General features: G+C 65.6%; 17 protein-coding genes. 11 read left to right on the top strand and 6 right to left on the bottom strand.

Annotation, left to right across the window (positions count from 1 at the left end):
• Positions 1–60: 60 nt before the first annotated feature.
• The 7 genes from IC762_RS10590 (at position 61) to IC762_RS10620 (ending at position 7,926) form a co-directional block, all read left to right on the top strand.
• Entirely contained in the window at positions 61–1,539 is a 1,479-nt protein-coding gene (locus IC762_RS10590; protein ID WP_195788740.1) for an aldehyde dehydrogenase family protein, read from the top strand.
• 240 nt (positions 1,540–1,779) lie between these two features.
• Positions 1,780–2,619 carry an aldo/keto reductase gene (locus IC762_RS10595; protein ID WP_195788741.1) on the top strand — a complete coding sequence of 280 codons (840 nt, stop codon included), beginning with the start codon at positions 1,780–1,782 and terminating at the stop codon, positions 2,617–2,619.
• Between the two features lie 206 nt (positions 2,620–2,825).
• Positions 2,826–3,833 carry a DMT family transporter gene (locus tag IC762_RS10600; protein ID WP_195788742.1) on the top strand — a complete coding sequence of 336 codons (1,008 nt, stop codon included), beginning with the start codon at positions 2,826–2,828 and terminating at the stop codon, positions 3,831–3,833.
• Between the two features lie 82 nt (positions 3,834–3,915).
• Positions 3,916–4,998: a zinc-binding dehydrogenase gene (locus tag IC762_RS10605; RefSeq protein ID WP_195788743.1), complete on the top strand. Its 1,083-nt coding sequence runs from the start codon at positions 3,916–3,918 to the stop codon at positions 4,996–4,998.
• Between the two features lie 169 nt (positions 4,999–5,167).
• On the top strand, positions 5,168–5,926 hold the full coding sequence (locus tag IC762_RS10610) for an SDR family NAD(P)-dependent oxidoreductase (protein WP_195788744.1): 759 nt from the start codon (positions 5,168–5,170) through the stop codon (positions 5,924–5,926).
• A 4-nt stretch (positions 5,927–5,930) separates the two neighbouring features.
• Positions 5,931–7,190: an NAD(P)/FAD-dependent oxidoreductase gene (locus IC762_RS10615; protein ID WP_195788745.1), complete on the top strand. Its 1,260-nt coding sequence runs from the start codon at positions 5,931–5,933 to the stop codon at positions 7,188–7,190.
• Positions 7,191–7,257: 67 nt separating this feature from the next.
• A complete protein-coding gene (locus IC762_RS10620; RefSeq protein ID WP_195788746.1) occupies positions 7,258–7,926 on the top strand; it encodes an amino acid ABC transporter permease in 669 nt (222 codons plus the stop codon).
• A 165-nt stretch (positions 7,927–8,091) separates the two neighbouring features.
• Here the strand turns inward: IC762_RS10620 and IC762_RS10625 are convergent, their stop codons facing one another.
• Both IC762_RS10625 and ppk2 read right to left on the bottom strand, forming a co-directional pair.
• A complete protein-coding gene (locus IC762_RS10625; protein ID WP_195788747.1) occupies positions 8,092–8,970 on the bottom strand; it encodes a transporter substrate-binding domain-containing protein in 879 nt (292 codons plus the stop codon).
• Between the two features lie 238 nt (positions 8,971–9,208).
• Positions 9,209–10,141 carry a polyphosphate kinase 2 gene (gene ppk2, locus IC762_RS10630; RefSeq protein WP_195788748.1) on the bottom strand — a complete coding sequence of 311 codons (933 nt, stop codon included), beginning with the start codon at positions 10,139–10,141 and terminating at the stop codon, positions 9,209–9,211.
• A gap of 147 nt (positions 10,142–10,288) precedes the next feature.
• Here ppk2 and IC762_RS10635 point away from each other — a divergent pair, with 147 nt between their 5' ends.
• Positions 10,289–11,461, top strand: coding sequence for a fumarylacetoacetate hydrolase family protein (locus tag IC762_RS10635; RefSeq protein ID WP_195788749.1), 1,173 nt, complete (start codon positions 10,289–10,291; stop codon positions 11,459–11,461).
• A gap of 259 nt (positions 11,462–11,720) precedes the next feature.
• Here IC762_RS10635 and IC762_RS10640 read toward each other — a convergent pair whose 3' ends face one another.
• A complete protein-coding gene (locus tag IC762_RS10640) occupies positions 11,721–12,182 on the bottom strand; it encodes an Lrp/AsnC family transcriptional regulator (protein ID WP_024579268.1) in 462 nt (153 codons plus the stop codon).
• Between the two features lie 131 nt (positions 12,183–12,313).
• Between IC762_RS10640 and IC762_RS10645 the strand changes: the two genes are divergently transcribed.
• Positions 12,314–14,680 carry a transketolase gene (locus IC762_RS10645; protein ID WP_195788750.1) on the top strand — a complete coding sequence of 789 codons (2,367 nt, stop codon included), beginning with the start codon at positions 12,314–12,316 and terminating at the stop codon, positions 14,678–14,680.
• Positions 14,681–14,949: 269 nt separating this feature from the next.
• Positions 14,950–16,383, top strand: a complete 1,434-nt coding sequence (locus IC762_RS10650; RefSeq protein WP_195788751.1) for an aldehyde dehydrogenase family protein — start codon at positions 14,950–14,952, stop codon at positions 16,381–16,383.
• 211 nt (positions 16,384–16,594) lie between these two features.
• On the opposite strand, the gene IC762_RS10655 is transcribed toward IC762_RS10650, so the two are convergent.
• On the bottom strand, positions 16,595–17,557 hold the full coding sequence (locus IC762_RS10655) for an SMP-30/gluconolactonase/LRE family protein (RefSeq protein WP_195788752.1): 963 nt from the start codon (positions 17,555–17,557) through the stop codon (positions 16,595–16,597).
• Positions 17,558–17,658: 101 nt separating this feature from the next.
• Here IC762_RS10655 and IC762_RS10660 point away from each other — a divergent pair, with 101 nt between their 5' ends.
• The gene (locus IC762_RS10660; RefSeq protein ID WP_195788753.1) at positions 17,659–18,480 is read left to right on the top strand and encodes an NAD-dependent epimerase/dehydratase family protein; all 822 of its coding nucleotides are present in this window, start codon (positions 17,659–17,661) and stop codon (positions 18,478–18,480) included.
• Here IC762_RS10660 and IC762_RS10665 read toward each other — a convergent pair whose 3' ends face one another.
• Positions 18,481–19,050 (bottom strand): invasion associated locus B family protein, encoded by a 570-nt coding sequence (locus IC762_RS10665; RefSeq protein WP_195788754.1) that lies wholly within the window; start codon positions 19,048–19,050, stop codon positions 18,481–18,483.
• Positions 19,051–19,087: 37 nt separating this feature from the next.
• Positions 19,088–19,783, bottom strand: coding sequence for a GntR family transcriptional regulator (locus IC762_RS10670; protein ID WP_195788755.1), 696 nt, complete (start codon positions 19,781–19,783; stop codon positions 19,088–19,090).
• Positions 19,784–19,933: the final 150 nt, after the last annotated feature.

Here is a 19,933-nt window from a genome sequence, read left to right on the forward strand (position 1 = left end):
TATCATATTTACTGCTGGTCAAAGCCTCCTACGTTGAAGGTAACACTGGGAGGAAATATGATGTCAGTTGCATATGACTATGAACACGATGCCCGCCATGCCGTGCGGAACGAATTGCTGCTGATCGACGGCGCCCGCGTCCGCTCGCTGTCCGGAAAAACCTTCAAATCCTTCAACCCGGCCACCGAGCAGGTGATCGCGACGATCGCCGAAGGCAATGAGGCCGATGTCGACCGCGCCGTCGCCGCTGCCCGCCGCGCCTTCGAAGGGCCATGGCGCACCATGCGCGCCGCCGAGCGTGGCCACATCCTGTTGAAATGGGCCGAGCTGCTGAAGCAGCACACAGACGAGATCGCAGCGCTCGAGAGCCACGATGCCGGCAAGCCGATCGCGGCGGTGCTGCGCCAGGATTTTCCGGCAGCCATCGATACCCTGATCTATTACGCCGGCTGGGCCGACAAGATCAGCGGCGAGGTGGTCTCGGCGCGCGACGACGCGTTGACCTATACGGTGCGCGAGCCGGTCGGCGTCGTCGCCGCGATCGTGCCGTGGAATTTCCCGCTGATGATCGGCATGTGGAAGCTCGCGCCGGCGCTGGCCTGCGGCTGCACCGTGGTGATGAAGCCGGCCGAGCTGACCTCGCTGTCGGCGCTGCGGATCGCCGAGCTCGCGCTGGAGGCGGGATTGCCCGAGGGCGTGCTCAACATCGTCACCGGCCCCGGCCGCGTCGTCGGCGATGCGCTGGTCAACCATCCCGATGTCGACAAGGTCACCTTCACCGGTTCGCCCGGCGTCGGCCGCGGCATCATGAAGGGCGCCGCCGGTAACTTCAAACGCGTCTCGCTCGAACTCGGCGGCAAGTCCGCCAACGTGATCTTCGACGACGCCAATCTCGAAGCCGCGTCCAAGGCCGCGGCCGCCGGCATCTTCTTCAACGCCGGCCAGGTCTGCTCCGCGGGCTCGCGGGTGCTGGTGCAGGAGAAGGCCTATGACGAGGTGGTCGAGCGGCTGGTCGCCCGCGCCGAGGCCTTGCGGATCGGCGATCCCGCGGATCGCGCCACCGCGCTCGGTCCCGTCATCTCCGAGAAGCAGATGCGCTCGATCCTCGATTACGTCGAGATCGGCAGAGGCGAGGGTGCGCAGCTTGCGACCGGCGGCGAACGCGTCGGCGACCGCGGCTATTTCATCAGGCCTACGGTGTTCGCCAATGTCGCGCACGAGATGCGGATCTCGCAGGAGGAGATTTTCGGTCCCGTCGTCAGCGTGATCAAGTTCAAGGACGAGGCCGATGCGCTGCGCATCGCCAACGGCACCGCCTACAGCCTCGCCGCCGGCGTCTGGAGCGCCGACATCGGCCGTGTGCAGCGGTTCGCGAAGAAGGCCCGCGCCGGCACGGTGTGGATCAACACCTATGGCTACACCGACGTGCGGCTGCCCTGGGGCGGCGAACGCGACTCCGGCCTCGGCCGCGAACACGGCACCGCCGCGATCGACAACTTCACCGAGCCCAAGGCGGTGTGGATGAACCTCAACGTTTGAGGTAGCGGCACCGTCTTTCACGGTCGCGCAACACACTCAGCGTCGTCCCGGGCTTGACCCGGGACCCATAACCACGAATGTCAGTTATGCGCGATGCTGTGGCCCCAGCTCGCTTCAACAACACAACCTTGTGGTTATGGGTCCCTGCTTTCGCAGGGACGACGATGTGGAGACATGGGTACGCGTTTGCCTTATCATTCCGTGTGGGACCACAAACCGACCACGCACAACGAGACGACCATGCAAACAAAACCATTCGGCAAAAGCGGTCCGCAGGCCTCCGTGATCGGGCAGGGCACCTGGTATCTCGACCGCGGTGACCGTAGGTCGGCGATATCGGCCTTGCAGCGCGGCATCGATGCCGGCATGACCCATATCGACACCGCGGAGATGTATGGCGACGCCGAGCTTGTGATCGCGGATGCCATTGCGGGCCGGCGCGATGAACTGTTCCTGGTCTCGAAGGTGCTGCCCAGCAATGCCTCGCGGCGCGGCACCATCACTGCTTGCGAGCGTTCGCTGAAGAGGTTGAAGACCGATCGGCTCGATTGCTATCTGCTGCACTGGCGCGGCTCGTATCCGCTTGCCGACACCGTCGCGGCGTTCGACGAATTGATCGCGGCCGGCAAGATCCGCTCCTGGGGCGTCAGCAATTTCGACGCTGAGGATCTCGACGAGCTGCTCGACGTCGCTGGGGCGGGCAAGATCGCCTGCAACCAGGTGCTCTATCATTTGCAGGAGCGCGCGATCGAGCATGCCGTGATCCCGTGGTGCGAACGGCACGGCGTCGCCGTCGTCGCCTACTCGCCGTTCGGTCACAATGATTTCCCGTCGCCATCGAGCAAGGCTGGCGCGGTGCTGCAAGGAATCGCGCAGGCGCGCAAGGCAACGCCGCGCCAGGTCGCGCTGAGCTTTCTCACGCGCCTGCGGTCGGTGCTTGCGATTCCGAAAGCGTCGAGCCCGGAGCACGCGGCGGAAAATGCGGCAGCAGGAGATCTCACGCTCAGCGACGGCGAGCTCGCCGCGCTCGACAAGGCATTTCCGCGCGGACCGAAGCCGCGTTCGCTGCCGATGTTGTGAGTGTGACGTCACAGAATTCGCGGCGCATTCTTTGATGCGTCCACACAATTCCTAACAATCTGTTTCAATCGCGGCGCTTTGCGGTCTGCGGCAGGCCGCCGCGCGCACTGACGCATATCGGAGTCCCGTTTTCGGGCATTGTTCTCGCGGCGGAATTGGCGTTTTGTCAATCAACAGATTCGCTTATTTTTGCCACCGAGATTGCCGTGACTCCGCCCCCCGCCGCAGCCGCCCGGCTGGACAGCGCCCTGCTTCCGTTGCCCGAGAAGACCATCGCCGCACGCAAGCCCGTTGCGCGCGCTGCCGCGCCGGCACGGACCGATCGCCCGTTCAAAGGCATCGCGCTGATCCTGCTGTCGACCGTGTTCCTCGGCACCTCGGACGTGACGGCGAAATATCTGTCGAAGACGCTGCCCTCGATCGAGATCACCTGGATCCGCTTCGTGGTGTTCGCGCTGATCATGCTGCCGACGATGCTGCCGGGCACGCCGCTGTTCGCATTGCGGAGCAAGCGGCCGGCCTTGCACGTGCTGCGCGGCTCCGCGCTGCTCGGCTCCTCGCTGCTGTTCATCACCGGCCTCGGCTTCCTGCCGATCGCCGAAGCGTCCGCCACGAGCTTCGTCTCGCCGCTGTTCGTCACGGCGCTGTCGATCCTGTTCCTCGGTGAGAAGGTGGGCCTGCGGCGCTGGATCGCGACCGCGGTCGGCCTCGTCGGCGTCTTCGTCATCCTGCGGCCGGGCACCGCCGCATTTCATCCGGCGGCATTCTTCCCGATCGTCTCCGCCTTCGCCTGGGCCGGCACGCTGATTATGACGCGGATGATGAGCGGCAGCGAACGCCCGCTCACGGTGATGGCCTATTCGGCGATGACAGGCGTCGTCATCGTCTCCGCGCTGGTGCCATTCGTCTGGGTGGCGCCAAGCTGGCATGACATCATGTTCGGCATCCTCGTCGGCGTCGCCTCGACCGCGGGACAGTGGATCGTGGTGCTGGCGTTCCGCTATGGCGACGCCTCGGTGCTGGCGCCGTTCTCCTACACCCAGCTGGTGTGGGTCAGCATCCTCGGATTCCTGGTGTTCGGCGAGTTGCCTGATGGCTGGACCGTTCTCGGTGCGGGCTTCATCGTCGCAAGTGGCCTCTACACCGCCCACCGCGAGCGCGTTCGCCGCTCGCAACTGCTGGCCGTCGCGAACGAGCCGTCGCCGAACGCCTGACCGCGCGTTTGACCACGTGCACCCTGCCGGGGTGGACGCCGCGATCCTCCGTGCTATGACTGAACAAACAGTCGGAGGAACCATGCGCGCAGCGATCTTCAGGAACGGCGAGATTGTCGTCGACACCATGCCCGAGCCGCAGCCGGGCGCCGGCCAGGTGCTGGTCAAATCGCTCGCCTGCGGCATCTGCGGCTCCGATCTGCACGCGCGCAAGCACGCCCACCGCATGGTCGAGCTGAGCAAGTTCCTTCCCGGCCGCAAACCGATGGACCTTTCGCGCGACGTCGTGTTCGGTCACGAGTTCTGCTGTGAGATCCTCGACTATGGTCCGGACACCGCGCGCAAGTTCAAGCCTGGCACAAGGGTATGCTCGTTGCCGGCGCTGCTGACGCCGCAGGGGCCGCAGGGCATCGGCTATTCCAACGACAATCCCGGCGCCTATGCCGAACAGATGCTGCTGTCCGAGCCGCTGCTGCTCGAAGTGCCGAACGGGCTCGCCTCCGAGCACGCCGCGCTGACCGAGCCGCTCGCGGTCGGTGTGCATGCGGTGGCGATGGCCAATATCAGGGGCGGCGAGGTGCCGCTGGTGATCGGCTGCGGGCCGGTCGGCCTCGCCGTGATTGCGGCGCTGAAGATCAAGGGCATCGGCCCGATCGTCGCCGCCGACTATTCGCCGGCGCGGCGCCGGCTTGCCGAGATGATGGGCGCCGACGTCGTGGTCGATCCGGCGAAGACCCAGCCCTATGCGAGCTGGGCCGAGCACGCCCAGATGACGGACGCGGAAAAGGCGGCGCGACCGCCGTTGCAGGCGCTGCTGCCGCCGCTGAAGCCCGCGCTGATCTTCGAATGCGTCGGCGTGCCCGGCGTGCTGCAGCAGGTGTTCGAGGGCGCGCCGCGCAGCGCCCGCATCGTCGTGGTCGGCGTCTGCATGGAGACCGACAAGTCGGAGCCGATGCTCGGCATCGTCAAGGAGCTCAACGTCCAGTACGTGCTCGGCTACACCCCGGAGGAGTTTGCCTACTCGCTGCGGCTGATCGCGGAAGGCCAGGTCGATGCCGCCTCGCTGGTGACCGGCCGCGTCGGCATCGACGGCGTCGCGCAGGCCTTTGCCGACCTCGCCAATCCCGAGGCGCATACCAAGATCCTGGTCGAGCCGTGGCGGTGAATCTGTCGGGTGGGCAAAGCGCAGCGTGCCCACCCTTCTCGGCGTGCTCGTGATAGTGGGCACGACGCTGCGCGCCTTTGCCCGCCCTACGAATTGGCGGCGGACGCTAGTTTGCATTTCATGACACCGAACCTATAGTTCGCTGTCCTCGAAAGACTCAACGCGGTTCATGCGAGTTTCAATCATCACGGGAGGCGGCTCCGGCATTGGCGCCGCAGTTGCGCGTCGCGTCGCCGGCCCGGAGCAATGCCTGATGCTGCACGGGCAGGGCGCCGAGGCCGCCGGCCGCGAGCGGCTGAGTTCGGTCGCGGAGGAATGCCGCGGCAAGGGCGCAAAGGTCGGGATCCAGACCGGCGATCTCGCCCAGGCCGGCGCGGGCACCGAACTCGTCAAGGCAACGCGCGCCGCGTTCGGCCCGATCGACAGCATCGTGCACGCCGCGGGCTTCGCCGACCGCCGCGATTTTGCCAGCGTGCCGCGCGAGGCGCTGGAACGCGCTTTCGCGGTGATGGCTGCCGCTTTCCACGAGATCGCGGCCGCGGCGCTGCCCGATCTCACGCGCGGCGCGCAGGCGCGCGTCGTCGCCGTCTCGAGCTTTGGGCCGCATCGTTTCGTGCCCGGCGCCACCTATCCGGGATCGGCCGCGGCGAAGGCCGCGCTCGAAGTGCTGGTGAAGTCGCTGGCCGTCGAGCTCGCTACGTCGGGCGGCACCGCCAATGCCGTGATGCCCGGCTATACGCGCAAGGATCCCGGCCTGTTCGGCGCGCTGGACGCGTCGACCTGGGAGCGCGTGGCCAAGGCCAATCCGATGCAGCGGCTTGCCGAGTCCGACGAGGTCGCCGCCGCGGTCGCGTTCTTGCTCTCGCCGGAAGCCGGCCACATCACCGGCGGCACGCTGCCGGTCGATGGCGGCCTGACCTTGATGTAACCGCATGGGCGAGGACGCAGCAGCACGAGAGGCCGATGTCGTCGTGCTCGGCGCCGGCATGGTTGGCGTCTCGGCCGCGCTCTCGGCGCGGCAGCGCGGCCGGTCCGTCATCCTGGTCGACCGCCGCGAGCCCGGCAGCGAAACCTCCTACGGCAATGCCGGCATCATCTCCTCCGGCTCGATCCTGCCGCTCAACACGCCCTCGCTCTGGAAGAACCTGCCGAACTATCTGACCAACACCCACCCGGCGCTGCGCTGGAATATTCCGTGGGCGATCGCCAATGCCGGCTGGGTGATCCGCTTCCTCGCCAGCGCCTCGCCCTCGCAAACCAAACCGCGCGCCGCCGCGCTGCATGGCCTGATCGGAACGTCGCTCGGGCTGCATCGCGACTGGATCGTGCAGGCGGGCGCCGGCCATCGTATCCGTGAGACCGGCTGGTTGAAGGCATGGCGCGGCGACGGCCTGCCGGCCGCGAAAGCGGAGCAGGCGGCGCTCGCCGAATTCGGCATCAAGAGCGAGGTGCTCGACCGCCAGGCGATCTCGGCGCTGGAGCCGAACATCATTCCGGCCTACAGCACAGGCCTGTTGCACACCCAGACCGCGTCAGTCGATTCACCGGGCGCGGTGGTCAAGGCCTACGCAAGACACTTCGCCGATGGCGGCGGTGCGATCCGGTCCTCCGAGGTCGGGCGGATCGAGCCGCTCGCCGATGGCTGGCGCGTGCTGCTCGCCGACGGCACCATCAACGCGCGCCATGTCGTGGTCGCGCTCGGCCCGTGGTCGGCCGAGCTGTTGCAGCCGCTCGGCTATCGCGTGCCGCTGGCGTTCGAGCGCGGCTATCACCAGCATTTCGTGCCGAACCCGGCGCGCAAATTGCTGCGTCCGATCCATGATGCGGAAGGCAGCTTCCTGATGACGCCGATGGAGCAGGGCATTCGCGTCACCAGCGGCGTCGAGCTCACCGCGCGCGATGCGCCGTCGAATTTCGCGCAGCTCGAGGCGGTGGTGCCGATGGCGCGCAGCGTGGTCGAGTTCGGCGATGCCACAGGCGAGCGCTGGCGCGGCGCGCGGCCGACCCTGCCCGACAGCCTGCCGATGATCGGCGCGGCGCCGCGGCATCGCGGCCTCTGGCTCGCCTTCGGCAACCAGCACATCGGCTTCACCACCGGCCCCGGCACGGGCGCCGCAATCGCGGCGATGATCGACGGCGCCGCGCCGCCGTTCGATGCGCGCGCATTCGCGCCCTCCCGCTATATCGCGTGACTCGCGTTCGTCCGCCTGCGATGCTGGCGCATCACATGGGCCGGGATTCCGAGAGCAGAGGGGCAGGATGAACTACGTCTGGGATTTTGGAATCCTCACGAAGTACAGCCATCTGTTCTGGCTCGGGCTCGGCTGGACCATCGCCTACACGATCGGCACCATCATCCTCGGCACATTGATCGGCCTGGTCGTCGGCATGCTGCGGCTGCGCCGCATTCCCGTCATCGACTGGCTGCTGATCGGCTATATCGAGACGTTCCGCTGCACGCCGCTCTTGGTGCAGATCATCTGGTTCTACTACGCGTTTCCGGTCGTGATCGGCGTCAACATCCCCGCGCACGTCGCGGCGGTCAGCGTGCTCTCGCTCTATGGCGGCGCGTTCTATGCCGAGATCGTGCGCGGCTCGATCGAGAGCGTGCCGATCGGGCAGTGGGATGCCGCGAAGGCACTCGGCTTCCGCGGCTGGCGCCTGATGCGGCTCGTGATCCTGCCGCAAGCGCTGAAGCCGATGATGGCGCCCTATGTCAACCAGTCGGTGACCCAGCTGAAGAACACCTCGCTGGTCTCGATCATCGCGGTGCCTGACCTCGTCTACAACGCGACCCTGATCAATGCGGATACCTACCGGCCGCTCGAGGTCTACACCATCGTCGCGCTGATCTATTTCGCGATCCTGTTCCCGTCGACCTTGGTGGCAAGGCGGCTGGAGCGCGGGCTGACGTATGACAAGGTGTGATCTCTCCTCTCCCTCTCCCCGTTCTTACGGGGAGAGGGTTGGGGTGAGGGGCCTCGATCCGGTGAGCAGTTCGCGGTTGTTGAGCCGTGTGCCTCGCCCCTCGCCCGGATCGCGATGCGATCCGACCTCTCCCCGCAGAAGGACGGGGAGAGGTGAAGAGCGCGGCTAGATACTCAACTCCACCGGCACATCCTCCGGCTTGACGCCCGCAAGCCCCAATCCCTTGACGAACCATTCGCGCATCTGGCCGATGCCGCGGTTGTAGTCGATCCACACCGAGAGGAAATCGCGCCAGCGCTTGTCCTGCTCGCGCCGCACCGCGGTGCCGCTCGCGATCGTCACCGAGGGCGAGGCGAGGATCTTGTAGGTGCCGAGGTTCGGATTCTTGGCGATCGCGGTCAGCCCGAGCACCAGCGCGTTGACGACGCAATCGACCCGCCCCGACGACATCTCCAGCATCACCTCGTCGCGCGACTTCAGCGACTTGATGGTCGCGTTCGGCGCAAAGCGCCGCGCCACCGCCTCGTTGGCCGAGCCGACGTCGACCGCGATCTTGACCTCGGGCTTGTTGATGTCGGCCCAGGTCTTGGCCTCCAGGCCCTTCTTCAGCATCGCGCCGAACGGATGCGGGAACACGAGGCTGGTGAAGTCGACCACCAGCGCGCGTTGCGGTGTCGGGTTGAGCGCGAAGCCGAGATCGATCTTGTTGGCCTGCAAGTCGAGGATGGAATTGCCGTAGGTCGATTCGACATATTCCAGCTTGACGTCGAGCAGCTTGGCGAGGTCGTTGGCCATCTCGATCGAGAAGCCTGACCAGGTGCCGGTGGCGAGGTCCTTGTTGAAATAGGGCAGCTCACCCGGCAGCACCGCGATCCGCAGCACCTTGTTGGCGCGGATGCGGTCGAGCGTGTTGTCGGCCTGCGCTTGTGCTGCGGCCGGCGTCGCCATCGCGGCCGCCAGCGCCGCGCCGCTGCCGATCCCGAGCGCATAACGCAGCGCATCGCGGCGATCTTCGGAAATTTTTACATCGTCGGATTGAGTCAAGAGAGGCCTCCCTGCAGCAAATCGGGCAAGCCTAGCGTCGGCGTTCGGTGGCAGCAATACCGCCGGCCTGCGCCATTAGTAGGCGAGGCGGGGGTACGATTGCCTGTCCCTGCACCGTCGTCATGGCCGGGCTCGTCCCGGCCATCCACGTCTTCCCCGTGCGGCACACGAAGACGTGGATGCCCGGGACAAGCCCGGGCATGACGCGTGACAGGAGCGCAGATCGCGTACGCCTCGATCAATACCTTCCCGGCACATACATCTCCGGCGGGATCGGGCCGCGGTGGTAGTCGGGATTGTGCACCCGCGGCGGCAGCACCACCGGCGTGTGGGTGACCGGCTGATAGGGGACCTGGCTCAGCAGATGCGAGATGCAGTTGAGCCGGGCGCGCTTCTTGTCGACGGCGTCGACGATCCACCAAGGCGAGTCCTGCAGGTGCGTGCGCTCCAGCATCGTCTCCTTGGCCTTGGTGTACTGCTCCCAGCGGCTGCGCGCCTGCACGTCCATCGGGCTCAGCTTCCACTGCTTCAGCGGATCCTGGATCCGCATCGTGAAGCGGAACTGCTGCTCGTCGTCGGTGATCGAGAACCAGTATTTTAAGAGGATGGTGCCGGAGCGGATCAGCATGCGCTCGAATTCCGGCACCGACTTGAAGAACTCCTCGTACTGCTCGTCGTTGCAGAACCCCATCACCTTCTCGACGCCGGCGCGGTTGTACCAGGAGCGGTCGAACAGCACGATCTCGCCGCCGGCCGGCAGATGCGAGACGTAGCGCTGGAAATACCATTGCGTGCGCTCGCGCTCGTTCGGCGCCGGCAGCGCAGCGATGCGGCAGATCCGCGGGTTGAGCCGCTGGGTGATGCGCTTGATGACGCCGCCCTTGCCGGCGGAATCGCGGCCCTCGAACAGCACCACGACCTTCTTCTTCTCGTGCTGCACCCAGTCTTGCAGTTTCACCAGCTCGCCCTGCAGCCGCAGCAGCTCGTGGAAATAGAACTTGCGGTCGAGCGCCGGCTTGCCGGTGCCTGTCTCGTGCTCGAGCTCGTCGAGGCGCATGTCGTCGAGCTCCAGCTCGAGCTCCTCGTCGAGGCTGTCGGCCATTTCCTGGTGGATGCGGGCGCGCAGCGCTTCGTCACGGGCGGCTTCGTCGGTCGGATTGGAGGCAGTCATGGAAGGTCCGTCTTTCAGTGTGTTAGATGGAGCGGACGGGAGCATTGACGGCCCATGTTACCCGTGTGTGACATTGTCATGACGGGTGTTTCACGCAGGCCGCAGGACTGTGCTAACAAGCGCTAACAAGATCAAAAGGAGACGCCGATGATTTCGCTCACGCCCCAAGATGTCCTGCCGGAAGACGGCGCCAGCGGCACGCTGGTCGGGCGGGTCTGGCTGCCGCAGGCTGGCGGCCCGGCCGTTGTGGCGGTGCGCAATGACGGCGTGTTCGACGTCACCGCCCGGTTCCCGACTGTCAGCGCGCTCTGCGAGGAGGCGGACCCCGCCGCCGCGCTGCGCGCGACCAGGGGCGAACGGATCGGCGATCTCGCCGGCATCCTCGCCAACACGCCGCCCGACAGTCGCGACGCATCGAAACCGCATCTGCTTGCCCCGGTCGATCTTCAGGTGCTGAAGGCTGCGGGCGTCACCTTCGCGATCTCGATGCTGGAGCGCGTGATCGAGGAGCGGGCGCGCGGCAATCCGTCCTCGGCGGAAGCGATCCGCGCCGAGGTGGTGCGGCTGGTCGGCGACGATCTGTCGAAGCTGAAGCCCGGCTCCGACCAGGCGATGAAGCTGAAGCAGGTGCTGATCGAGCAGAACGCCTGGAGCCAGTATCTCGAGGTCGGCATCGGCCCCGACGCCGAGGTCTTCACCAAGGCGCCGACGCTGTCGTCGGTCGGCACGGGCATGGACGCCGGGCTGCATCCGAAGTCGACCTGGAACAATCCGGAGCCGGAGGTCGTGATGATCGTCTCGTCGGCCGGCAAGATCGTCGGCGCCGCGCTCGGCAACGACGTCAACCTCCGCGACTTCGAGGGCCGCTCGGCGCTGTTGCTGTCGAAGGCCAAGGACAACAACGCCTCCTGCGCGATCGGCCCGCTGCTGCGGCTGTTCGATGCGACCTTCTCGCTCGACGACGTCAGGAAGATGGATGTCGGCCTCACGGTGAAGGGCGCCGACGGCTTCGTGCTCGAAGGCCATTCCTCGATCTCCAAGATCAGCCGCGACCCGACCGACCTGGTCGCCCAGACCATCGGCCCCGTGCACCAATACCCCGACGGATTTGCCCTCTTCCTCGGCACGATGTTCGCGCCGGTGAAGGACCGCGACGCCAAGGGCGAAGGCTTCACCCACAAGCGCGACGACATCGTCACCATCGCAGCCCCGCAGCTCGGCAAGCTCGTCAACCGCATGCGCAGCAGCGACGAATGCGAGCATTGGACGTTTGGGGTGGGGGCGCTGATGAAGAATCTGGCGCAGCGGAAGCTGCTGTGATCGATTGCCCGCCGGTCGCAGGGGCGCTCTGCCAAAATATCGAAAAACAACCCCATGCAAAGGAGCCGGCGGCTGTCGGCGTTCGAGATGGCGGCTTGACACGTCGGGCAACTCAGCGCTACTATTCCATTATTCCGAAGTTGTGCGGTACCCGCGCCGGTGATGACGGCGGTTGCCTCGCGAGCGGCTGACAACAATCTCGCCTTCGCCGGGACGACGGCTAAATTTTGGCGCGTGCGAATCTGCCAACGAACGCCATTCACACCGGCAGCGCCGTCGAATATTTCACCTGGCTCAGCGCAAAGCTCGACTCGATCGAGGCAATCCCGTCGAGCCTCGTCAGCTTGTTTTTCAGAAACGCCTCATACGACGAGAGGTCGGCGGCGACGACGCGCAGCAAATAGTCGCGGTTGCCGGTCATCAGGTAGCACTCCAGCACCTCGTCCCATTTGGAGATCGCGCGCGCGAAGCGGTTGAGGTCCTCCTCCTTCTGCCGGGCGAGCTTGATCGAGATGAAGACGCTCACATGCAGTCCGAGCGATTTCTGGTCGACGGTCGCGATGTAGCGCGAGATCACGCCGCGCTCTTCGAGCAGCTTCACCCGGCGATGGCAGGGCGACACCGATAGCCCGACCTTGTCGGCGAGCTCCTGCATGGTCATGCGGCTGTCGGTCTGCAGCAGGCTCAGGATCTTGCGGTCGATGGCGTCGAGGGCAGGCATTGGGATGAACTCGCTGGTGGAGGCGGGATCATGGGAATTTATCCCAATTTTTCCTGTGCTGTCGCGTGAAATTGAGATTTTCGCCGGCCCCCGCGGCTGTAACATCCGGCATTCCGCCTCGGAGCACCGCCATGGCTATCGCGCCTGAACGCCTCGACATGCTGTCCGCTTTGGCCCGCAAGGTGCTGTGGCTGTCGTCATGGACCATCCATCACGCCAACCATGTCCGGCAAAACTCCGACGGACTGAAGGTCGGCGGCCATCAGGCCTCGTCGGCCTCGCTCGCCAACATCATGTCGGCGCTTTATTTCTCGGTGCTGCGCCCGCAGGACCGCGTCGCGGTGAAACCGCATGCGAGCCCGGTGTTCCACGCGATCCAGTATCTGTACGGCCACCAGACCCGCGACAAGCTGGAAAACTTCCGCGGCTACAAGGGCGCGCAGTCCTATCCGTCGCGCACCAAGGATGTCGACGACGTCGATTTCTCCACCGGCTCGGTCGGCCTCGGTGTCGCGCAGACGCTGTTCGCTTCGCTGGTGCAGGACTACGTCAAGGCGCATGGCTGGATGAACGACCGGCCCGAGGGCCGCATGATCGCGCTGGTCGGCGATGCCGAGATGGACGAGGGCAACATCTTCGAGGCGCTGCTCGAGGGCTGGAAGCACGGTCTGCGCAACACCTGGTGGGTGGTGGACTACAACCGCCAGTCGCTCGACGCCGTGGTGCGCGAGGGACTGTGGTCGAAGTTCGAGACCATGTTCCGCAATTTCGGCTGGGACGTGGTGATCGTGAAGTATGGCCGGCTGATGGATCAGGCGTTTGCCGAGCCCGGCGGCGAGGCGCTCAAGCGCTGGATCGACAATTGCCCGAACCAGATGTACGCGGCGCTGTGTTTTCAGGGCGGCGCCGCCTTCCGCAAACGCCTGCACGACGAGATCGGCGACCAGGGCCCGGTCACCGCGCTGATCGATCGCCGCAGCGACGACGAATTGCTGGCGCTGATGTCGAACCTCGGCGGCCACGACATGGCGAGCATGATCGAGGCGTTCGAGAAGATCGATCACGATCGTCCGGTCTGCTTCATCGCCTACACCATCAAGGGCGTCGGCCTGCCGATGCAGGGCCACAAGGACAACCACGCCGGCCTGATGACCGTTGCGCAGATGGAGAAGTGGCGCGCCAGCCAGGACATCCGCCCCGGTCACGAGTGGGACAAGTTCGAGGGCCTGGCGCAGGATCCCGCGAAGCTCGAAGCGTTCCTGAAGGACGCGCCGTTCAACCGCGAGGGACGCCGCCGGCTGTCGGCGCCCGAGATCGAGGTGCCGGAGCGGCTCGCATTCAAGGCCTCGGCGCAGATGTCGACCCAGCAGGGCTTTGGCCTCGTGCTGCACGAGCTCGCGCGCGGCGACAGCGCGCTGGCCTCGCGCATCGTCACGGTGTCGCCCGACGTCACTGTCTCGACCAATCTCGGCGCCTGGGTCAACCGCCGCGGCCTGTTTGCGAAAGCGGAGAACCACGACCTTTTCCGGCAGGAGAAGATCCCGTCGGCCTACACCTGGGAATATTCGCCGAAGGGCCAGCACCTCGAGCTCGGCATCGCCGAGATGAACCTGTTCATCGTGCTCTCGGCGCTCGGCCTGTCGCAGCAGATCAATGGCGCGCGGCTGCTGCCGGTCGGCACGCTCTACGATCCCTTCATCGAGCGCGGTCTCGATGCGCTCAACTACGCGTGCTACCAGGACGCCCGCTTCATGGTGGCGGCGACGCCGTCCGGCATCTCGTTGGCGCCGGAGGGCGGCGCGCATCAGTCGATCAAGACGCCCCTGATCGGGATGGGCCAGGACGGGCTCGCCTCGTTCGACCCGGCCTTCGTCGATGAACTTGCCGTGATCATGGGCTGGGGATTCCAGCACATGCAGCGGGACGGCGCCGAGGGCGGCTCGGTGTATCTCAGGCTCTCGACCCGCACGCTGGAGCAGCCGCAGCGGATCATGACGCCGGATTTGCAGCGCGACATCACCGACGGCGCCTACTGGATGCGCAAGCCGGGCCCGAATTGCGACCTGGTGATCGCCTATACCGGCACCGTCGCGCCGGAGGCGATCGAGGCGGTCGGGCTGATCGGCGAGAGCCATCGCGATGTCGGTTTACTGGCGGTGACCTCGGCCGACCGGCTCTATGCCGGTTGGTCCGCGGCGCGGAATTTGCGCCGGGATCGCCGCGGCGCGCAGCATTTGAGTCATATCGAACAGATGCTGGCGCCGCTCGGCCGCGACTGCGGCATCGTGACCGTGATCGACGGCCACCCGGGCGCGCTCGGCTGGCTCGGCAGCGTGCGCGGCCACAGGCTCGAGGCGCTCGGCGTCGAGCATTTCGGCCAGACCGGCACCATCGGCGACCTCTACCGCCATTACGGCATCGACGCCAACGCCATCATCGATGCGGCCGAAAGCCTCACCGTCGGCGCGCCGGTGCGGCACCGGAAGATGGCGGTGTGAGATCGTCATTCCGGGGCGCGCGAAGCGCGAGCCCGGAATCCATCGGGCCGCGCAAACGGTGGTGAAATGGATTCCGGGCCTGCGCCAAGAGGCGCATCCCGGAATGACGGGGGAGCCTTGCCAGCCCCGCGCCTGCGACCTTATATCCCGTGGGTGCGCACGAGCCGCGCCCCGCATATGGCGGGTTCAATTCGCCCTGCTTTCGTGCAAGGATGCCTGCCGAACGCTTCCGTTCCCCTTATCCATACGCCCCGTACAAGAGGTTTCCGATGGTCAATCGCATGCAATTCTACATCGACGGCGCCTGGGTCGATCCCGTCGTCAAAGGCAAGTCCACCCCCGTCGTCAATCCGGCGACCGAAGATGCGATGTATGAGGTTGCGCTCGGCTCCAAGGCCGATGTCGACAAGGCGGTCGCCGCTGCCAAGCGCGCGTTCGAGACCTTCTCCCAGACCAGCCGCGAAGAGCGCGTCGCGCTGCTCACCAAGATCGTCGAGGTCTACAAGGGCCGCATGAAGGAGATCGGCGCCGCCGTCTCCGACGAGATGGGCGCTCCGCTGCCGATGGCCGAGAAGCTGCAGGCCGGCGCCGGCCTCGGGCACCTCATGAACACCCTCGAAGTGCTGAAGAAGTACGAGTTCGAAGAGACCATGGGCACCGCCGTGATCGTGCGCGAGCCGGTCGGCGTGATCGGCATGATCACCCCCTGGAACTGGCCGCTCAACCAGATCGCCTGCAAGGTCGCGCCCGCGCTCGCCGCCGGCTGCACCATGATCCTGAAGCCCTCGGAGTTCACGCCGACCTCGGCGCTGATCTTCGCGGAAATCCTCCATGAAGCCGGCGTGCCGAAGGGCGTGTTCAACCTCCTCAACGGCCTCGGCCCGGAGGTCGGTGCCGCCATGAGCGAGCATCCCGATATCGACATGATCTCGTTCACCGGCTCGACCCGCGCCGGCGTCGATGTCGCGAAGCGCGCTGCTCCGACCGTGAAGCGCGTCAGCCAGGAGCTCGGTGGCAAGTCGCCGAACGTCATCCTCGACGGCGCCGACCTGACCAAGGCGGTGACCGGTGGCGTGATGCACATGTTCAACAACTCCGGCCAGTCCTGCAACGCGCCGTCGCGCATGATCGTGCCGCTCTCCAAGATGAAGGAAGTGGCCGCCATCGCGAAGGGCGTCGCCGACAAGACCAAGGCGGGTGATCCGCGCGCCGACGGCACCACCATCGGCCCGGTGGTCAACCGCGGCCAGTGGGACAAGATCCAGGCGCTGATCCAGAAGGGCATCGACGAGGGCGCGACGCTCGTCGCCGGCGGTCCGGGGCTGCCCGAGGGCGTCAACAAGGGTTTCTACGTTCGTCCGACCATCTTCGCCGACGTCACCAACGACATGACGATCGCCCGCGAGGAAATCTTCGGACCGGTGCTGACCATCCTCGGCGCCAAGGACGAAGCTGAAGCCGTGAAGATCGCCAACGACACGCCCTATGGTCTCGCCGGTTACGTCTCGGCCGACACCGTGGAAACCGCGCGCCGCGTCGGCCGCCAGATCCGCGCCGGCAACGTCAACCTGCAGGGCGTGCCGAACGAGCGCTCCGCGCCGTTCGGCGGCTACAAGCAGTCCGGCAACGGCCGCGAATGGGGCCGCTACGGTCTGGAAGAATATCTCGAGGCCAAGGCGGTCGCCGGCTTCAACGCCGCGTAAGCCAAGCCGCGAGAGACGAATTACTGGCGCCGGGGCGGATCACCGCTCCGGCGTCAGGCGTTTTGGAAGTCGCAATTTCAACCGTCGTCCCGGCGAAGGCCGGGACCCATTACCACGGGCGCGGGTTTTGCGAAGATTGCGGCCCCAGCTTGTCAAGCCAACATGCGATGGTGGTTATGGGTCCCGGCCTTCGCCGGGACGACGAAGAGAGTTAGCCACCCAATGCGCCTTGCGTGTTGACGTAGAGCGCGTAGATCGACTGGCTCGCGGCCATGAACAGGCGGTTGCGCTTCACGCCGCCGAAGCAAAGGTTGGCGCAGCGTTCGGGCAGCGCGATGCGGCCGATCATGACGCCGTCGGGCGCGAACACCACGACGCCGTCGAGCTCGGGATCGCCCATGCCCCAGCCGCACCACAGATTGCCGTCGATGTCGCAGCGCATGCCGTCGGGCGTGCCGGGGCCGGCATCGATGAAGATGCGCTTGTTGGTAACAGTCTTGCCGTCGGCGGAGACATCGTAAGCAAGAATCTTGCGGTTCGGCACGCCGCGGGATTCCACGACGTAGAGAATCTTTTCGTCCGGCGAGAAGCACAGCCCGTTCGGTCCGAGCACGCCTTCGGCGACGATGGTCGCTTTCCCCGTCGCGCCGTCGATCCGGTAGACATTGGCATCGATCTCGGGCGCGGCCTTGTAGCCTTCGTAATTGCCGAGCAGGCCGAAGGTCGGATCGGTGAACCAGATCGCGCCGTCGGATTTCACCACGACGTCGTTCGGCGAGTTCAAGCGCTTGCCGTCGAAGGAATCGATCAACACCGTAATCGAACCGTCATATTCGGTGCGCACCACGCGCCGACCGCCATGCTCGCAGGTGACGAGCCGCCCCTGGCGGTCGCGGGTGTTGCCGTTGGCGAAGTTCGAGGGCTTGCGGAAGATGCTGACCGCGCCGGTCTCTTCCTCCCATTTGAGGATACGCTGGTTCGGGATGTCGCTGCACAAGAGATAGCGGCCGTCGCCGAACCAGACCGGGCCCTCGGCCCAGCGCAGGCCGGTGGCGAGGCGTTCCACCGCGGAAAGTTTCAGCCAGTATTTCTCGAAGCGCGGGTCGAGTGCATGAATCGCGGGATCGGGGTAATAGGTCGCGGGACGCCAGCCGGCGGAATGGACATCGGACATTTGCTGTTCTCGTTGTTGTGTTTCCTCGGTGGTTGGTTTGCTATCATTGTCGGCCTGCGACCGCAATTCGGTCGCGGCAATCAGCACAGACGAGGGATGGAATGGCACGCATTTTGATGACCGGCGCAGCGGGTGGAATCGGCACGAGCCTGCGGAAATTGCTGCCACCGATCTATCCGGATCTGCTGTTGAGCGACATCAAGCAGCCCTCCGATCTCGGCGCGCACGAAAAATTCAAGGCGGCCGATCTCGCCGACCTCGCGCAGGTCGAGGCGATCTGCGAGGGCGTCGACGGCATTTTGCATTTCGGCGGCTATTCGGTCGAAGGCTCCTGGGACCAGATCCATCAGGCCAATATCATCGGCGGCTATAATCTGTTCGAGGCGGCGCGGAAGCAGGGCGTCAAGCGCGTGATTTTCGCCTCGTCGAACCACGCCGTCGGCTTCTATCCGCGCCACCACCGCATCGGCACCGACGTCACGCCGCGGCCGGACAGCCGCTACGGCGTCAGCAAGGTGTTCGGCGAGGCGGTCGGCGCGCTCTATGCCGACAAGCACGGGCTCAAGGTGACTTGTCTGCGGATCGGCAATTTCGGCGAGGCGCCGCTCGACCATCGCAGGCTCTCGATCTGGCTCAAGCCGGAGGATCTGGTGCAGCTCTGCCGGATCGGGCTCGAGCATCCCGACATCCATTTCGAGGTGCTCTACGGCGCCTCCTACAACGAACGCTCCTGGTGGGACAATCACCGCGCCTACGATCTCGGCTATCGCCCGACAGGAAGGGGTGAAGATTTCCGCGAGCACGCGATGGCCGAGCAGGCCAAGCTGTCACCCGATCCGGTCGGCGATTTCTACCAGGGCGGCGCGTTCTGCAGCATGGAGTTCGACGGCAACACGCGCGGCATCATCGACTGGAAGAAGTGATCAATCGTCGCACTGCGGAAGCTGCTTCACGGCCTCCATGTGCTGCTTCTGCGCATCCTGCGAGCCCTGGCCGGATGCTTTGGGCTCGCTTCCGGGCCCATCGAAGGTCTGGGCGAAATGAGTGAGCGGAAAGGAAAGGCTGATCGTCTGACCGGTCAGGTTCCTGGCTTCCATCGTGATCGTCTGCGCATGCTTCAACCGCTCGATCAGCTCGCCATCGGCCTGCACCGTGCCGCCGCAGCCGAGCGTATAACAATGCGGGTTGGCGATCCGGATCGGCTCGTCCTGGTCGATGCGCAGGCCGATGGTGCCTTCCAGCATGGTCCGCGTGCCGACATTCGCGGTGATCAGCGCGCGCTTGCTGGTCTGCGGCGAGACGCTGATGGTGCCGCCCGACGGCGCGCATTGGCCGTGCGCGGCGGCGCCGACGAAGCAGCTCGCCTGGGTCAGGCAGGTCTTGGTCCAGGGCTCGTAGGTCAGCTGGGTCGCGCGCGGATCGGCTGCTTCGCAGGCGCCGGCAAGCGCGAGCTGTGCAGCGAGCGACCCGAACAGGATAACCACATGGCGCATCGCCGCCTCCTTCACGATCGGAGCCGCGTATCGCGCGCTATTGCGGCTTTTTGTCGTTGGCGATGCGGTCGAGATAGTCCGCCTTGCTGTATTGCATGTGATCGACGCAGAGCTGTGCCAGCGCCCAGCTATCGCGGCCCTTCAAGAGCTCGATCATCAGTTCGTGCTGACGGCGCGACAGCGCGAGGCCGTCGCTGTCGGCAAGGTTTTTCGCGCGCATCGGCAGGGTCAGGTTCATGTAGTCCTGCAGCGAGCGGACCAGATAGGGATTGCCGCAGGCCGAAAACAGCGCGATGTGGAACGCATCGTTGGTCTCGTGGATGCCGCGCATGTCCTGCGCATCCGCCTTGACGCAATACTGCCGCTGCAGCTCGCTCAGATGATCGATCAGGCCCGACGGCGCGGGCAGGGCGATCATCAGCGCCGCCTGCCGCGTCAGCATCTCGCGCACCTCGTAGATCTGCCGCACCTCGTCCGACGAATAGAACCGCACCGTGGCGCCGACATTCTTCTCGCGCAGCACGATGCCCTGCCGCTCGAGCTGGAACAGCGCCTGCCGCACGAAGTGCCGGCTGGCGCTGTAGCGCTGCATCAGCGTGTCCTCGACCAGCCGCAAACCGGGGGAGAACCGGCCGAAGATGATATCCTCCTCCAGCCGGCGGATCACGACGGCCTGCTCCTCCTCCCGCGAGAGGGGCTGGACGACATCTGGCGGTGCGGGCTGGGCTTTCATGCGTCTTGGCTTGGGACTGATGCCTGACGTCAGCACGCGGTGGCGGCTATTGTCAATAATGGGGGTGATTTTGCCTCGATTCGGCGACCGATTCCGGTCGGATTATCTTGTATTGACAATAATTCGTGCCGCTCCTTAAGTGCCCCTGAA

It is taken from the genome of Bradyrhizobium genosp. L (assembly GCF_015624485.1).
In the GTDB taxonomy this organism is placed as follows: Bacteria; Pseudomonadota; Alphaproteobacteria; order Rhizobiales; family Xanthobacteraceae; genus Bradyrhizobium.

Bases quoted from the DNA above. Each gene is read 5' to 3' on its own strand.
- IC762_RS10610 (WP_195788744.1), top strand. From the start codon at position 5,168: ATGCGAGTTTCAATCATCACGGGAGGCGGCTCCGGCATTGGCGCCGCA.
- IC762_RS10660 (WP_195788753.1), top strand. From the start codon at position 17,659: ATGGCACGCATTTTGATGACCGGCGCAGCGGGTGGAATCGGCACGAGC.
- ppk2 (WP_195788748.1), bottom strand. From the start codon at position 10,141: ATGACTGCCTCCAATCCGACCGACGAAGCCGCCCGTGACGAAGCGCTG.
- IC762_RS10615 (WP_195788745.1), top strand. From the start codon at position 5,931: ATGGGCGAGGACGCAGCAGCACGAGAGGCCGATGTCGTCGTGCTCGGC.
- IC762_RS10655 (WP_195788752.1), bottom strand. From the start codon at position 17,557: ATGTCCGATGTCCATTCCGCCGGCTGGCGTCCCGCGACCTATTACCCC.
- IC762_RS10650 (WP_195788751.1), top strand. From the start codon at position 14,950: ATGGTCAATCGCATGCAATTCTACATCGACGGCGCCTGGGTCGATCCC.
- IC762_RS10605 (WP_195788743.1), top strand. From the start codon at position 3,916: ATGCGCGCAGCGATCTTCAGGAACGGCGAGATTGTCGTCGACACCATG.
- IC762_RS10635 (WP_195788749.1), top strand. From the start codon at position 10,289: ATGATTTCGCTCACGCCCCAAGATGTCCTGCCGGAAGACGGCGCCAGC.
- IC762_RS10645 (WP_195788750.1), top strand. From the start codon at position 12,314: ATGGCTATCGCGCCTGAACGCCTCGACATGCTGTCCGCTTTGGCCCGC.
- IC762_RS10620 (WP_195788746.1), top strand. From the start codon at position 7,258: ATGAACTACGTCTGGGATTTTGGAATCCTCACGAAGTACAGCCATCTG.
- IC762_RS10670 (WP_195788755.1), bottom strand. From the start codon at position 19,783: ATGAAAGCCCAGCCCGCACCGCCAGATGTCGTCCAGCCCCTCTCGCGG.
- IC762_RS10595 (WP_195788741.1), top strand. From the start codon at position 1,780: ATGCAAACAAAACCATTCGGCAAAAGCGGTCCGCAGGCCTCCGTGATC.
- IC762_RS10640 (WP_024579268.1), bottom strand. From the start codon at position 12,182: ATGCCTGCCCTCGACGCCATCGACCGCAAGATCCTGAGCCTGCTGCAG.
- IC762_RS10590 (WP_195788740.1), top strand. From the start codon at position 61: ATGTCAGTTGCATATGACTATGAACACGATGCCCGCCATGCCGTGCGG.
- IC762_RS10665 (WP_195788754.1), bottom strand. From the start codon at position 19,050: ATGCGCCATGTGGTTATCCTGTTCGGGTCGCTCGCTGCACAGCTCGCG.